Raw genomic sequence first — 15,918 nt, 5'->3', positions numbered from 1 at the left:
TGGGTTAAGGGTTGTTGGCGCCGTTGGGGCCGATAACCGTTTGATCGCTATTCGGGTTAGGCCACCCCGGGTTGGTTTGTCCGTTATTGACCGCATAGACATCGGCCTCGGTGCCGTTGCCGCCGGTGTGACCTGGTCCGCCCAGCCCGCCGCTTCCGCCGACGACCGTGTTGTCGTTAGCGGTCGGGTGGTCGCTGGCACTCCCGGTGTTGGTGAGCGCGGCCCCGATGTTGCCGTCGGCGCCCTTGCCGCCGGTGCCGCCGCCGGTGCCCTTACCGCCGTCGCCGCCGGTCGCGCTGCCTCCGGTAGATGTGGTGTTCTCGCCCAGTGCGGTAACCCGGCTGTAGCCGGCGTTGCCGCCTTGGCCGCCGTCTCCTTCGCCACCGGTGCCACCCTTCGAGGTGCCGCTGGCCAGAGCGTTTTCGCCACCGGCAGCAATACTTGCCTTGCCACCGTTACCGCCGTGGCCGCCGTTGCTGGCGCTGCCACCATCGCCGCCGGTCGACGTACCATGGGCCGTCCCGCCCGGGCCGCCGAGGCTCGGGTCACCGAAGCCACTCGTGGTCTTGGCACTCTCGATATCCGAGCTTCCGCCGTTGCCACCGACGCTGTTCGCGCCCGTGGCGTGACCACCGGCACCGCCGGTGGACAGACCGTAGGAGTTGCCGCCCGCGGCGTCGGACTCGAGTTCACCCCACGACCCATTGCCACCCCGGCCACCGTCGGTACCGGCACCACCGGCACCGCCGACCGCCGCGGCGGTGTTCCCGCCACCGCCGATGCTGCCGCCCGCGCTGTCGACGATCAGCTGGCCGCTGCCGCCTTCGCCGCCGGTCCCGTTGTCGCCCAGCCCGCCGACCCCGCCGGTGGCGCTCGCCCCGGTGATGGTGCTGCCAGCCCCGGTCGCCGCGGCCAGGCCGAACCCACCGAGGCCACCTTGTCCGCCGTCGGTGCCGGCACCGCCCACACCGCCCTTCACGGTGGTGTCGGTGATGTGGGCACCGTTGCTGGCGCCGACGCTGGCCGCACCGCCGCCTCCGCCCTTGCCGCCGTCGGCGTCACCTGCGCCGCCATTCCCCGCCGTGGCGGCGCTGGCGGCGATGGAACTGCCTGAGCCGTCGGCAACGACCTCAGCGTCGCCGCCGTTGGCAGTGTCGGTGCCATCGCCACCGGTCGCGGCGCTGTTGGTGATCGCGCCGCCGTTGGACGCTAGGACGAAGCCATGACCGCCGTCACCCCCGCTGCCGGCATTGCCGCCGGTTGCGTCGCTGCCGGCGATCGAGCTGCCGGTGCGATCGGCGGCGACGGTCGCAGCGCCACCGGCACCACCGGCAGAACTGTTGCCAGCGGTTGCAGTGCTATCGGAGATGGCGCCGTTGTTGGTGGCGCTGACTGTGGCGTAACCGCCGAAGCCGCCGGCACCGCCATCACCCGCCGTGGCGGTGCTGTTGAAAATCGACCCGTTGATCGCCTGAACTTCGGCGATACCGCCGTTGAGGTCGCCAGCCGTACCGCCGATGGCGGTGCTGCCGGTGATGGTGCCGCCGCTGGCGGGGTCGCCAAGCCCGGTAGCTCCTGGCGCGCCGGCCCAGACGTAGGCCTGACCACCCAGCGCCCCGGAACCGCCATCCGTCGCGGCGCCGCCGGCGCCGGCTGTCGCGGTGCTGTCGGTGGCGATGCTGCCGTTGCCCCAAGCTACGACCCTGCCTTGACCGCCGGTACCACCGTGGCCTCCGTTGCCGGCCGCGCCGCCGTCGCCACCGGTGGCGGTGCCGCTGGCCTGACTGTTCTGCCCGAATGCCATAACGTTGCCGATGGTGCCGTTGCCGCCGACGCTGCCGGTCCCGGTGGCGTCGCCGCCGTTGCCGCTGTGGCCGGTGCCGCTGGCGTGGGCCCCGGTGTTCAGCGCCGCTACTTGACCGCTGCTGCCGTTGCCGCCGGTGCCGCCGGCGGCGCCGCTACCACCATTGCCGCCGATGCCGGAGCCGTCGGCCACCGCGCCGCTTCCGCCGGCCACGACACTGCCGAGACCACCGTTGCCGCCGTGGCTGCCGGCACCGGTGGCGTTGCCGCCGTCACCGCCGGTTCCGGTCCCGCTGGCCGCCCCGTCATTACCGCCATAACCCGGCCGGAGGAAGCCACCTTGGATGTTGCCGCTGCCGCCGGCGCCGCCGACGCTGCCGGCGCCATCCGCGCTGCCGCCGTGGCCGCCGGTGGCGTCGCCCGTGGCGCTGCCACCGGTGCCGCCCTGCAGGCCGGCGCTCACTTCGGAGTAACCGCCCGCGCCACCTTGCCCGCCGTTGGCGCCCGCACCGCCGTCACCGCCGCCTGCGGTGGCGTCACTGACGGTGCCGCCGTTGCCCGCCCCGACCAGGGCGTCGCCGCCTCGGCCGCCGACGCCGCCGTGAGCGTCGCCCGCGCCGCCGTTACCACCGGCCGCCGAGCCGTTGGTGATGGTGCTGCTCGTACCGACATTGGCGGTGACGTTGGCCGCACCACCAGAGGCGCCGTGTACGCCTGCCCCCGCGGCGCCGCCGTCGCCGCCGGTGCTGTGCGCCCCGGTGATGGTGTTGCCGGCGCCCGCAGTGATGTAGCCAAGATTGCCGCCACCGCCGACCGCACCGGCACCGGTACCGGCACCGCCGCCGCCGCCCTGCGCGGTGCCGTCGGCCTTGGCATTGGCACCGAACGCGTTGACCTGACCGCTCAGAGCGTCACCACCGGTGCCACCGGCCAGGCCGTCACCGCCGTTGCCGCCGGTGCCGGTGCCGGAAGCCTCCGCGTCCGCACCACCGGACAAGATGCTGCCGTAGCTGCCCTTACCGCCGTGGCCGCCGCCGGTCGCGTCCCCGCCGTTTCCGCCCTGTGCGGTGCCGTGCGAGGTGCCGCCTGTGCTTCCGCCTTCGGCACGAGCGCTCTGGATGTCGCCGTTGCCGCCGTGGCCGCCGGTGCTGCCGGTGCCGTCGGCGGTACCACCGTTCCCGCCGGTGGCGCTGCCGTACGAGGTGCCGCCGCTGCCACCGTCATTGGCGTTGCCGGTCTCCAGCTCACCGAAGCCGGCGGTACCGCCGTGACCGCCATTGGTGGCGTCACCACCGATGCCGCCCTGGGCCGCTGCGGCATTGCCGTCCCCGCCGATGGTGCCGCCGGCGTGGTCGACCACCAGGTAGCCGGCACCGCCGTCACCGCCGATGCTGCCCGCGCCGTCGCCGCTACCAGCGGCGCCGCCGGTGGCTGCACCCGTGATGGTGCTGCCGGCACCGATCGCTGAAGCAGCGCCGGCACCACCGATACCGCCGGTGCCGCCGTTGCTGCCCGCACCGCCGATAGCTCCCTGCACCTTGGTGTCACTGATGACAGCACCCTGGCTGGCGTTGATAGCTGCCGCGCCACCTGCGCCGCCGGTGCCACCGTTGCTGCCGGAACCACCCGCACCGCCGGTCGCACCATCGGTGCCGGTCGCAGTGCCGCCGTTGGTCGCCAGGACCGTCGCGTCGCCACCGGCGCCGCCGGTCCCGTCGTCGCCCGCACCACCGGCCCCACCGGTCGCGTCGCCCTTAGCGGCGGCCGTTCCGCTGTTGCCGGTGCCGACGGCTTCGATCCAGCCCCTGCCGCCGTCACCGCCAGTTCCGCCGTTGGTGGCGTCACCGCCCGCGCCGCCGATTCCGGTGCCGCTGCCGCTGCCACCGTTCAGGCCGATGACCGAGCCGCTGCCACCAGCGCCGCCTTGGCTGTTGGCGCCGGTGCCGGTGCCGCCGGCCCCACCGGTGGCGGTGCCGTCAGCGCTGGCATTGGGTGTCGGGGCGGGGCCGCTGGGCGTGATCTGGCCGTAGCCGGCGTCGACGATGCCTTCGCCGCCGTTGCCGCCGGCACCACCGTCGACGCCGTCACCGCCGGCCCCGCCGGTCCCGGTACCGGTCGCGGTGGTGTTGTCGCCGACTGCTTCGACGTAACCGATGCCGCCGGCACCGCCTGTGCCGCCGTTGATTCCGTTACCGCCGGCGCCGCCGATAGCGGTGGCGTCGTGCGCGACGCTGTTGGTGGTGCCGAATCCGCCGAGGATCTCAGCCAGGCCGCCGTCACCACCGGTGCCGCCGTTGGTGCCACCATTGCCGCCGCTGCCGCCGGTGGCGGTGCCGTCAGCCTTGCTGCCGGTACCGAACGCGGAGATGTTGCCCTGACCGCCGGTGCCGCCGTGCCCACCGGCCGCGGTGGCGGTACCGGCGCCACCCGCACCGCCGTCGCCGCCCGTGGCGGTACCGGTTGCGGTGGCGTCACCGTCGTCGAAGACGCTGCCGCCGCCACCGCCGCCGCCACCGCCACCGCCGTAGCCCGGCCCGGTGGCATCCGCTTGGCCGCCGGCCCCGCCGGCGCCGCCGCTGCCGCCGACCCCACCGGTGCCTTCGCTGGCGCCATCACCACCAGCACCGCCGGCACCACCATTGCCGTTGGCGCTGCCATGGGTTCCCGCACCACCCATACCACCGGTGCCGCCGATGCCGCCCGCCTGGGCGTCGCCGTAGGCGTCGTAAGTGCCCTTGCCGTCACCACCTCGACCGCCCTGGCCGCCCTCGCCACCGGCAGAGGATCCGGCCGTGCCGCTGGCAGCCGTGCCATTACCGTCGCCGTTCGCCCCGCCGGCGCCACCGGCTCCGGCCGTGCCGCCCTGACCGCCGGCCCCGCCGTCGCCACCATTTCCGGCAGCCTCATTGGTGCCGCCGCCGGCACCCTTGCCTCCGGCACCACCGACGCCGCCCTTGGCGTCACCGCCGGCACCGCCCTGGCCGCCGGCTCCGGCGGTCGCGGTGGTGCCGTTCGTCGAGGTGCCGGCAGCGCCACCCTTACCGCCCGCACCGCCGTCACCGGCGACACCGCCATTGCCGCCGACACCGCCGTTGCCCCCGGCCGCACCACTGCCGTCAACAGCGTCCTGGCCCACATTCCCGGTCACACCGTTGGCGTTGCCACCGGCACCGCCGACGCCACCCTCGCCACCGTTGCCGCCCGTGGCTCCCGCGCCGGTCGCGCCCGCGCTGCCGAGCCAGCCACCGGCACCGCCCGCACCACCCGTGCCGGCGTCGCCGCCCGCGCCGCCCTCGCCACCTTTGCCGCCGTCGGTCGCAGCAGCAGACGCGGTCATGTCGGAGCCGGCGGCGCCTTCCCCACCGGCGCCCCCCTCGCCGCCGTTACCAGCCGCGCCGCCCTTGCCGCCGGCGCCGAACAGCATCGAGCCCTTACCGCCGGCACCACCGTTACCGCCCGCGCCGCCAGCTTTGCCGTTGCCGCCGTTGCCATCACCGCCGTTGGCGAAGCTGCCGGCAGCACCGGCCGCACCCATGGCCCCGTCGCCACCGTTACCGCCGGCCCCCGCGGTGCTGAAGAAGCCCCACTGGGCGGCGTCACCACCGGCACCACCGGCGCCGCCGTCGCGACCCGCGGTAATCGCCGCGCCACCGTCACCACCTGCGCCACCGTGGCTGAACCAGGAGAACGGTCCGGCCGCACCACCGTCGCCACCGTCCCCACCGTCGTAGCCGTCACCACCGGCACCACCGTCGCCGCCGAATAGACCGCCCTGGCCGCCGTTACCACCGTCGATGGGATCGGCGCTCGGGCCCGTGCCGTCGGCGTCCCAGCCCGCGCCACCGTTGCCGAAGATCCACCCACCGGGGCCGCCGTCCGGGTGCGCCTCGGTGCCCGGCGCGCCGTTACCGAACGGCTTCAGCCAGTCGATCTGGTTCCAGTCGAACGCGGCGGCAGAACCCGGCAGGTCGGCGACGGCCGAGCCGGCGGCATTCAAGTTGAGGTCGGCCAGCACCGCATCCCACGTGCTCTGACTGCCGAGGCCGTCGAAGAAGGTCGACCAGCTGGCTGGGTCCAAGACCACCTCCCAGGCGGCCTGATCACCCCAATTGGTACCGAGGTTGGTGACGGCGTCACCCAGACTCTGACCGAGCAGGTCGACGAGGACGTCATCGAAGTCGGCGCTCGCCGCCGGGGCGGCCGCCAACGGGGCCATCCCGAATGCGAGGAAGGCACCAACCGCGCTACTGGCACCGATCACCCGGGTACGGCGACGACCTTTGGATCCACGTTGACCCTGACGAGACATGGCAGCTTCCCCTTAGCTTGCACATAACGGCGGCATAACGAGCCCTGTGGGGAGTTAGGTTAACGCCTATTCTGATCGCGTCAACCCCAGTGCAAAAAGGTGGAACCGTGCAGGTTACCGGTTGGTAATGGGCGTTAACATGGGATTATGGCGGTGAATCCACGCCGTCGGCCCGCCAAAATTTCTTAGAAAAGTTCTGGACTCTCAGAAAAATTCCTCCTGTCCCAACCCTCGCCTGGGCAGGCCCTGGCGTGACGCGCTGACGGGGAAGCCCAGGTCAGCGAGGCGTGCGATCCCTCCGCGGTTCGGCGCCCCAGACTGTCGACCGCGCCCAGCGGTCGCAGCGGGCGTCGTCGAGCGACGACCGGTCGGCGAAAAAGCTGCGGCTCCGTCAATTTAGTGCACCTGTGGTGGACTAAACCTTCAAAAGGCATTCGGTCTGACAGGCAGCGCGTTGGATGTCTGCCATTGGCCGCGTAACCGTAAGAATTCGGCTCGGCATTAACTTGGCGCAGGAACGCTTCTTGCCGGTTATCCGTAATCGCGCTCGGCGCGCCTAACGTCTGCCGCCTCGTCGACGCTGTACGTGAGCAGCATGGATCCGTGTCATGGCCGGCGCGGGGCACCACCGGCTTGACCGCTCTGCATATTCGTCCAGGCTGTCGAACCTTCTCCCCCGGTTGTTGACAGCTAGCCGGCTAACCAAAACCCAGGCCGGCGAGGGCGCGCTGCGGATGACCCCGGCGCCGCAACGCAGCCGGTGGCGGAAAACGTACCGTTGTCCACCAGGCAGTGCCCAGGCTGACCGCCTCCGGCGGACGCGCTTCTCCGCCCCGGCCCGCAAAACGGTTCAGCACCGGCTGCGCCATGCGCAACCGGTGCTGAACCGGAGAACGGGTTACTACGACTGGCAGAGGTTGTCGAGCACGTCGATCTCGCCGCGCAGCTGGTCACGCAGCGGCTGCTGCACCGCGTCGTCAGGCGAGTGCCCGGCCAGGTAGTTGATGCTCAGTGCCTCCAGGGTGTCGGCCATGTCGCCGACGGCCTTGGCCAGATCGGCCGGGACGGCCGGGTTGGCTTCCAGGCGCTGGTGCAGGAACGCACCGCCGGCGAACAGCGACAGCCGGGCATTGGTGCCCACCGCCAGGTCACCGGCCAGGTCGCCAGGAACCGGGTTCTGCAGGTTGGTGTTGAACTGGGTGCCTTGGCGCACGACGGCCTGTGCGTCGCAGATCTTGCCCTTGGCTTCGTCGCGCTGGTCGCCGGAGAACTTCTGACTCGTCGACGGGTGGAACCACCCGAAGATGGCTAACACGATGCCGAGCACGGCCAAGGCCAAAGCGGCGATCGTCGGCACCGACAGGCCCTGAGAAGAAGTGGAAGATTTCGGAAAACCCGCGGTCTTGGGCTTGGTGGGCTTGGTCGATGACGGCGAATCAGTGGGGGGAGTCTCAGGCATTGCGCGATCGTAACGGTAGTCACCCGAATAGTCACGCGAAACCGGGCAGCGGCGCGTTGGGCGGTACCCTCATGTGCGATGTTGAGCACTGAGCTGCCGACCACCGCGCGGCGACTGACCGGTTGGGGCCGCACCGCGCCGAGTGTGGCGCAGGTGCTGTCGACCCCGGATGTCGAGGTCATCGCCAAGGCCGTGGCGCGGGCGTCCGATGACCGGAGCCGGGGCGTGATCGCCCGCGGGCTGGGCCGTTCTTATGGCGACAACGCCCAGAACGGCGGCGGCCTGGTGATCGATATGACCGCGCTGAACCGGATCCATTCGATCTCTTCGGATCGCGGCGTCGTCGACGTCGACGGTGGGGTGAGCCTGGATCAGTTGATGAAGGCGGCGTTGCCCTTCGGGTTGTGGGTGCCGGTGCTGCCCGGGACTCGCCAGGTCACCATCGGTGGAGCGATCGCCTGCGACATTCACGGCAAGAACCACCACAGTGAAGGCAGCTTCGGCAACCACGTGGTGTCGATGGAGTTGCTGACCGCCGACGGGTCGGTACGGCACCTGACGCCAGCCGGCCCCGAGGCCGAGCTGTTCTGGGCCACCGTCGGCGGCAACGGCCTGACCGGAATCATCCTGCGCGCCACGATCGCCATGACGCCGACCGAGACGGCGTATTTCATCAACGACGGCGACAACACCGCCACCCTTGATGAGACCATCGCCTTCCACAGCGACGGCAGCGAGGCCGACTACACCTATTCCAGTGCGTGGTTCGACGCGATCAGCCCGCCGCCGAAGCTGGGCCGCGCCACCATCACCCGCGGGCGCCTAGCGCTGCGCGACGAACTGCCGGCCAAGCTCGCCAAGAACCCGCTGAAGTTCGACGCACCGCAATTGATGACGGTGCCCGACGTCTTCCCCAACGGGTTGATGAACAAGTTGAGCCTGAGCGCCATCGGTGAGCTGTACTACCGTCGCGGCGGCCACTATCGCGGCAAGGTGCAGAACCTGACGCAGTTCTATCACCCGCTGGATCTGCTCGGTGAGTGGAACCGCGGCTACGGTCCGGCCGGCTTCGCGCAGTACCAGTTCCTGGTGCCCACCGAGGCCGTCGAGGAGTTCAAGAGCATCATCATCGACATCCAAGCCAGCGGGCACTACTCGGCGCTGAACGTGTTCAAGCTGTTCGGACCGGGAAACCAGGCGCCGCTGAGCTTCCCGATGCCCGGCTGGAACGTCTGCCTGGACTTCCCGATGAAGCCCGACCTCAACACGCTGCTCAATGAGCTCGACCGCCGGGTGCTCGAGTTCGGCGGGCGCCTCTACACCGCCAAGGATTCCCGCACGACTGCGGAGATGTTCCACGCCATGTACCCCCGCATCGACGAATGGATCGCGGTGCGCCGCAAGGTCGATCCCGACGGGATTTTCGCCTCGGACATGGCCCGACGTTTGGAGCTGCTGTAGATGGTGCTTGACGCCACCGGAAATCCCCAGTCGATCCTGCTGCTGGGCGGCACGTCTGAGATCGGGCTGGCGATCTGTGCACGCTACCTGCGCAACGCCTCGGCGAGCGTGGTGCTGGCCTGCCTGCCCGGTGATCCCGGGCGGGACGGCGCGGTGGCGGCGATGGAGGCCGCCGGCGCCAAGTCGGTGCAGGTGATCGACTTCGACGCCCTCGACACCGCGTCGCATCCGGCGATGATCGAGAAGGCGTTCAGTGCCGGCGACATCGATGTCGCGATCGTCGCGTTCGGCATGGACGCCGACCCCGAGGAGCTCTGGCACAACCAGGCCAAAGCCGTGCAGGTCGCCGAGATCAATTACACCGCAGGGGTTTCGGTGGGTGTCCTGCTGGCGAACAAGATGGGCGCCCAGGGCTTCGGGCAGATCATCGTGATGAGCTCGGTGGCCGGTGAACGGGTGCGCCGGACCAACTTCGTCTACGGCTCCACCAAGGCCGGGCTCGACGGCTTCTACCTCGGCTTGGGTGAGGCACTGCGGGACGACGGGGTGCGGGTGCTGGTGATCCGGCCCGGACAGGTCCGCACCCGGTTCTCCGCGCACGTCAAGGAAGCGCCGTTGACCGTCGACAAGGAGGACGTCGCCGAGCTGGCGGTGACCGCCGCCGCCAAGGGCAAGGAATTGGTTTGGGCGCCAGGGGCTTTCCGCTACGTCATGATGGTGCTGCGGCACGTCCCGCGGGTGATCTTCCGCCGGCTGCCCATCTGATCCCGGTCGCCTTCCCTATGCCGAGCACCCCGCACCGCCGCCCCCCATCGAGTGTGCGTCTTGGCACGAAATCACCGGGATCTCGCGCCCAAACCGCACGCTCGGCGCGCTGCCACCCCCAGGCCGCCACCCGTTGTCGCTCAAAGGCGGGCAACGGCCACACCTCCTCCGCCGCCGCCAACTCGATGGGCCGCCGCTGATGCGCACGGCGCTGGCCACCGTCGGGCAGATGGTCCTGGCGAGCCTCATCGCCGTCGTCGTCGCAGTGGTCGCCCTGGTGGCGATCGCCCGGGTGCAGTGGCCGGCCTACCCGTCGTCGAACCAACTGCACGCGCTGACCACCGTCGGGCAGGTCGGTAGCCTGGCCGGGCTGGCCTGCGCCGCGTGGCTGTGGCGACGGGGGCGCCGCGCGCTGGGCTGGCTGGCGGCGGTGGCGTTCACCAGCGCGTTCTCGGTGGTGACGCTGGCGATGCCGCTGGGCGCCACCAAGCTCTACCTGTTCGGGATCTCGGTGGACCAGCAGTTCCGCACCGAATACCTCACCCGGATGGCCGACAGCCCGGCGTTGGCCGACATGACCTACCGCGGGCTGCCGCCGTTCTACCCGCCGGGCTGGTTCTGGCTGGGCGGGCGGGCCGCGGCGCTGACCGGGCTGCCGGCTTGGGAGATGTACAAGCCGTGGGCGATCACCTCGATCGCCGTGGCAGTCGCGGTCGCGCTGGTGCTGTGGAACAAGATGATCCGCTTCGAGTACGCGCTGCTCGTCACGATCGCGGGCGCCGCGGTGACGCTGGCCTACAGCTCGCCGGAGCCCTACGCGGCGATGATCACCGTGCTGCTTCCGCCGGTGCTGATCCTGGCCTGGTCGGGCCTGCGCGCCGGCGGCGCCAACGGCTGGGGGGCGGTCGCCGGAGCCGGCATCTTCCTCGGCTTCGCCGCCACCTTCTACACCCTGCTGGTGGCCTACAGCGCGTTCACCGTGACGCTGATGGCGCTGGTGCTGGCCGGGCTCAACGCCCGCAACGGCATCAAAGCCGCACTCAACCCCCTGGCCAGGCTCACCGTGATCGGGGTGCTCGCGGTGGCCATCGCCTCGATCACCTGGACGCCGTACCTGCTGCGCACCAGGAATCACCCGGTCAGCGATACCGGCAGCGCCCGGCATTACCTGCCCGGCGACGGCGCCGAGCTGAGCTTCCCGATGCTGCAGTTCACCCTGCTCGGAGCGCTGTGCCTGCTAGGCACGCTGTGGCTGGTGGCCCGGGCCGGTAAGTCAACCCGGGCGGGGGCGCTGGCGATCGGGGTCGTGGGGGTCTACGCCTGGTCCATGCTGTCGATGTTGTCGACGCTGGCGCGCACCACGCTGCTGAGTTTCCGGCTGCAGCCGACACTGACGGTGCTGCTGGCCACCGCCGGGGTGTTCGGCTTCGTCGAGGGCGCCCGGGCACTCGGCCGGGCCGCGACCGGTTGGCACACCATCGTGTATCCGGTCGCCACTGCGGTGGGGCTGGCCGGGGCGCTGGCGTTCAGCCAGGACATCCCCGAAGTGTTGCGGCCCGACATCACCGTCGCCTACACCGACACCGACGGGCACGGCGAACGCGGCGACCGGCGCCCGCCCGGAGCGGCGAAGTACTACGAGGCCGTCGACGCTGCCATCACCAAGGCCACCGGCAAGCCCCGGGACGAGACGGTGGTGCTCACCGCCGACTACAGCTTCCTGTCCTTTTATCCCTACTGGGGTTTCCAGGGCCTGACGAGTCACTACGCCAACCCGCTGGCGCAATTCTCCGCGCGGGCCGCCGCGATCGAGGCCTGGTCGAAGTTGGAGACCACCGAACAGTTCACCCGCGCGCTCGACGACCTGCCGTGGCCGGCGCCGACGGTGTTTCTGATGCGCCCCGGATCGGGGAACACGTACACGCTGCGGCTGGCCAAGGACGTCTACCCCAACCACCCCAACGTGCGCCGCTACACCGTCGACCTCGCTGCCGAGCTGTTCGACGGGCCGGCGTTCAGCGTGGAGAAGATCGGTCCGTTTGTGCTGGCGGTGCGGCGGTGATCCGGTTCGCCACCTCGGCGGCAACCGTCAACGTATGGCGGTCGGTAGCGGCCGCATAGCGGTCGGTCTCGGGGTCGTAGGTGGCCCCGGCGATCGAACCGTGATCGGCGGACAGCTCGCCCAACTGCACCGGCCACCGGTGGTGTGCCAGGGCGGCGGCGAACTCGCGGCTGGCCGTCACCGGAACGACGTCGTCGGATGTGCCGTGCAGCAACGTGATCGGGCAGCGCCGATCGCCCGGCAGCCCGGCCGCCGGGGCCTTGCCGCTGATCGGGTCGGGCACCATGAACGCGCCGGCAAGGCAGACCACGTGGGAGAAGCTGACGCCGTACCGGCTCGCGTGAATCGCCAGCCCTGCCGCCGCGGCGCCGCCCATCGACCAGCCCACCAGAACCAGGCCGTCGGCGTCGGCAGCCCGTTCGCGCGCGAACTGCACGGAGCGCAGCAGATCTGCGCGCCCGCCGTCGTCGTTGTGGGAATTCCAGTCCGGCACCAGCACATGCAAGCCGTGACCGGCCACCAGTTCGGCGAGCGGCCGGACCGCCGGGCGGGCGTCGGGCTGCTTGCCGTGCCACAGCAGAGCGGCCCGACGGCAACGCTCACCGAACACATCGACCAGCCGGCCGGGGGCGTACTCGAGAGTCTCCACCATGCAAGTCTGCCCGGCCGACACACCAGGCGGCGCCGCTGAGGCCACCGATAGCATCTAGGTCCGTGACCGATACGCGCGCCGACTTCCGGATCGCTCGGGCCGTCGCCGTCGTCGCCGGCGTACTGGGCACCTTGCTGGCGATCCTCACCCCGCTGTTGCCGGTCAAGCAGACCACCGCCGAGCTGAACTGGCCGCAGCACGGCGCGTTGACCAGCGTGCAGGCACCGCTGATCAGCTATGTGGCCACCGACTTGGATATCACCGTGCCGTGCCAGGCCGCGGCCGGACTCACCAAGACCAAGACCGTGCTGCTGTCCACGGTGCCCAAACAGGCGCCCAAGGCCGTCGACCGCGGACTGCTCATCGAACGCGTCAACGATGACCTGGTTCTGGTGGTCCGCAACGTGCCGGTGGTGGTGGCACCGCTGTCGGCGGTGCTCGGCCCGGACTGCCAGAAGCTGACGTTCACCGCGCACGCCGACCGGGTCACCGCCGAGTTCGTCGGCCTCAAATACGGGCCCAACGCCGAACACCCCGGCTCGCCGCTGAAAGGCACCCGCAGCGGCTATGACTTCCGGCCGCAGATCGTCGGCGTCTACACCGACCTGGACGGGCCGGCACCGGACGGGCTGGACTTCACCGCCACCGTCGACACCCGCTACTCCAGCGCCCCGACCCCACTCAAGCTGGCCGCGATGATCCTCGGGGTGGCGCTGACCGTCATCGCGCTGATCGCCCTGCACATCCTGGACACCGCCGACGGCACCCGGCACCGCCGTTTCCTGCCGGCCCGCTGGTGGTCGATGTCGCCACTGGACGCCCTGGTCACATGCGTGCTGGTGTGGTGGCACTTCGTCGGCGCCAACACCAGCGACGACGGCTACATCCTGACCATGGCGCGGATCTCCGAGCACGCCGGCTACATGGCCAACTTCTACCGCTGGTTCGGCACCCCCGAGGCGCCGTTCGGCTGGTACTACGACCTGCTGGCGGTATGGGCGCACGTCTCGACCACCAGCATCTGGATGCGGCTGCCCACCCTGGGTATGGCGCTGGCCTGCTGGTGGCTGATCAGCCGCGAGGTGATCCCGCGACTGGGTCACGCCGTCAAGCACAGCAGCGCGGCGGCCTGGACCGCGGCGGGGCTGTTCCTGGCGTTCTGGCTGCCGCTGAACAACGGGCTGCGCCCCGAGCCGATCATCGCGCTGGGCATCCTGGCGACCTGGTGCTCGGTGGAACGGGCGGTGGCCACCAGCCGGCTGCTGCCGCTGGCGATCGCCTGCATCATCGGTGCGCTGACACTGTTCTCCGGGCCGACGGGCATCGCCTCCATCGGTGCGCTGCTGGTGGCGATCGGGCCGCTGCGCACCATCTTGCACCGGCGCTCGGCGCAGTTCGGGCTGGCGCCGCTGCTGGCGCCGATCGCCGCCGCGGTCTCCATCACCGCGATCGTGATCTTCCGCGACCAGACCCTGGCCGGGGAGATCGAGGCCAGCACGCTGAAGTCCGCAGTCGGGCCCAGCCTGGCCTGGTTCGAGGAGCACGTCCGCTACGAGCGGCTGTTCCTGGCTACCCCGGACGGGTCGGTGGCGCGCCGCTTCCCCGTGCTGGCGCTCGGTGTGGCCCTGGTGGTGAGCGTGGCGATGGCGTTACGCAAGGGGCGGATTCCCGGCACCGCGGCCGGGCCGAGCCGGCGCATCATCGGGATCACCATCATCTCGTTCATCGCGATGATGTTCACCCCCACCAAGTGGACGCACCACTTCGGGGTGTTCGCCGGGCTGGCCGGGTCCCTGGGCGCGCTGGCCGCCGTCGCGGTGGGTGCCGCGGCGATGCACTCGCGGCGCAACCGGACGCTGTTCGCCGCGCTGGTGCTGTTCATCACCGCGCTGTCGTTCGCCAGCGTCAACGGCTGGTGGTACGTCTCCAACTTCGGGGTGCCGTGGTCGAACGCGTTCCCCAAGTGGCATCTGGCGTTCGCCACCATGGGGGTGGGGCTGACGGTGCTGGCCCTGCTGGTGGCGGCCTGGTTCCATTTCGTCAACGGCGAAGACCGGCCACCGCGCTTTCCTGCGCTGTCCGGCTATCCGCTGGCGATCGCCTCCTGGGTGCTGATCCTGTTCGAAGTGGTGTCGCTGACGGCGTCGATGCTCGGCCAGTACCCGGCGTGGACGGTGGGCCGGTCCAACCTGGACGCCCTGACCGGCAAGACCTGCGGGCTGGCCGACGATGTGCTGGTCGAGCAGGACCCCAACGCCGGAATGCTCACCCCGGTCGATACCCCGGTAGCCGACGCCCTGGGCGCGACGTTCTCGACCGGGTTCGGTCCCAACGGAATCCCCGCCGACGTCACCGCCGACCAGGTGATCGGCCCGCCTGGACTGGGCCGGCTCGCCGACGACGACGCGGAACCCACCGGCGAGAACACCGGTGAGGCCGGCACCGAGGGCGGCGTGAGCGCGGCCGAGGGGATCAACGGGTCCCGGGCCCGGCTGCCCTACAAGCTCGACCCGGCCCGGGTGCCGGTGCTGGGTAGCTGGCGCCCCGGCATTCAAGTGCCGGCACTGCTGCGCTCGGCGTGGTACCGGCTGCCCACCGACCGGGCCAACGCCGGGCCGCTGCTGGTAGTGGCGGCCGCCGGCCGCTTCGACCGGGGCGAGGTCACCGCGCAGTGGGCCACCGAGTCCGGCGCCGCGAACGACAAGCCGGGCGGCACCATCGAATTCGGTGACATCGGCGCGGTGCCGGCGTGGCGCAACCTGCGCGCGCCGCTGTCCGCGATCCCGCCCGAGGCCACCCGGATCCGGTTGGTGGTCCGCGACGACGACCTGGCGCCCCAGCACTGGATCGCGGTGACCCCGCCGCGCGTTCCGCAGCTGAGTAGCCTGCAGCAGGTGGTCGGCTCTTCGGATCCGGTGCTGCTGGACTGGCTGGTCGGGCTGGCGTTCCCCTGCCAGCGCCCGTTCGGGCACCGCAACGGGGTGACCGAGGTGCCCAAGTGGCGGATCCTGCCGGACCGGTTCGGCGCCGAGGCGAACTCGCCGGTGATGGACAACAACGGCGGCGGTCCGCTGGGCATCACCGAACTGCTGGTGCGCGCGACCACGGTGCCCAGCTATCTGGCCGACGACTGGTTCCGCGACTGGGGAGCCCTGCAGCAGCTGACGCCGTACTACAAGGCGACGCCGGCTGAGCTGGAGCTGGGCACGGCCGTCCGGTCCGGGTGGTGGAGCCCCGCGCCACTGCGGCACTGATCTCCACCACCCGTTTCACCTCTTCCGCCATCCGCCTCACTTTCCCCACCCGCCAGCGGACCAGGGATATGTGGCAGTTGCCCGCCTTTGAGCGACAACTCGCGTTATGTCAGCCCGTGGTGACAGGGTCCGGTCATGACGAACGCGATAACA

7 protein-coding genes are annotated in these 15,918 nt (G+C 70.9%); 4 read left to right on the top strand and 3 right to left on the bottom strand.

Annotation, left to right across the window (positions count from 1 at the left end; all coding sequences use genetic code 11):
* Positions 1–4 precede the first annotated feature (4 nt).
* Both A5694_RS24245 and A5694_RS22065 read right to left on the bottom strand, forming a co-directional pair.
* Complete coding sequence (locus tag A5694_RS24245; protein WP_064924433.1) at positions 5–6,064, bottom strand: beta strand repeat-containing protein; 6,060 nt, start codon at positions 6,062–6,064, stop codon at positions 5–7.
* A gap of 949 nt (positions 6,065–7,013) precedes the next feature.
* Positions 7,014–7,571: a hypothetical protein gene (locus tag A5694_RS22065; RefSeq protein ID WP_234786371.1), complete on the bottom strand. Its 558-nt coding sequence runs from the start codon at positions 7,569–7,571 to the stop codon at positions 7,014–7,016.
* A 78-nt stretch (positions 7,572–7,649) separates the two neighbouring features.
* On the opposite strand from A5694_RS22065, the gene A5694_RS22060 reads away from it, so the two are divergent.
* The 3 genes from A5694_RS22060 to A5694_RS22050 all read left to right on the top strand — a co-directional run bounded on the left by A5694_RS22060 (position 7,650) and on the right by A5694_RS22050 (position 11,859).
* On the top strand, positions 7,650–9,032 hold the full coding sequence (locus A5694_RS22060) for an FAD-binding oxidoreductase (RefSeq protein ID WP_064924432.1): 1,383 nt from the start codon (positions 7,650–7,652) through the stop codon (positions 9,030–9,032).
* The gene (locus A5694_RS22055; protein ID WP_064924431.1) at positions 9,033–9,797 is read left to right on the top strand and encodes a decaprenylphospho-beta-D-erythro-pentofuranosid-2-ulose 2-reductase; all 765 of its coding nucleotides are present in this window, start codon (positions 9,033–9,035) and stop codon (positions 9,795–9,797) included.
* 199 nt (positions 9,798–9,996) lie between these two features.
* Positions 9,997–11,859 carry a galactan 5-O-arabinofuranosyltransferase gene (locus A5694_RS22050; RefSeq protein WP_064924430.1) on the top strand — a complete coding sequence of 621 codons (1,863 nt, stop codon included), beginning with the start codon at positions 9,997–9,999 and terminating at the stop codon, positions 11,857–11,859.
* Here A5694_RS22050 and A5694_RS22045 read toward each other — a convergent pair.
* Entirely contained in the window at positions 11,813–12,508 is a 696-nt protein-coding gene (locus A5694_RS22045) for an alpha/beta hydrolase family protein (RefSeq protein WP_064924443.1), read from the bottom strand. The genes A5694_RS22050 and A5694_RS22045 overlap by 47 nt on opposite strands.
* A gap of 38 nt (positions 12,509–12,546) precedes the next feature.
* Here A5694_RS22045 and A5694_RS22040 point away from each other — a divergent pair, with 38 nt between their 5' ends.
* On the top strand, positions 12,547–15,765 hold the full coding sequence (locus A5694_RS22040; protein ID WP_109535790.1) for an arabinosyltransferase domain-containing protein: 3,219 nt from the start codon (positions 12,547–12,549) through the stop codon (positions 15,763–15,765).
* The last annotated feature ends 153 nt before the right edge of the window (positions 15,766–15,918 follow it).

This window comes from Mycolicibacter sinensis (assembly GCF_001667945.1).
GTDB classification, from domain to species: domain Bacteria; phylum Actinomycetota; class Actinomycetes; order Mycobacteriales; family Mycobacteriaceae; genus Mycobacterium; species Mycobacterium sinense_B.
This window is presented reverse-complemented; position numbering and strand designations above follow the sequence as displayed.

Coding starts and splice junctions, on each gene's coding strand:
- A5694_RS22060 (WP_064924432.1), top strand. CDS start 7,650: ATGTTGAGCACTGAGCTGCCGACCACCGCGCGGCGACTGACCGGTTGG.
- A5694_RS22050 (WP_064924430.1), top strand. CDS start 9,997: ATGCGCACGGCGCTGGCCACCGTCGGGCAGATGGTCCTGGCGAGCCTC.
- A5694_RS22055 (WP_064924431.1), top strand. CDS start 9,033: ATGGTGCTTGACGCCACCGGAAATCCCCAGTCGATCCTGCTGCTGGGC.
- A5694_RS22065 (WP_234786371.1), bottom strand. CDS start 7,571: ATGCCTGAGACTCCCCCCACTGATTCGCCGTCATCGACCAAGCCCACC.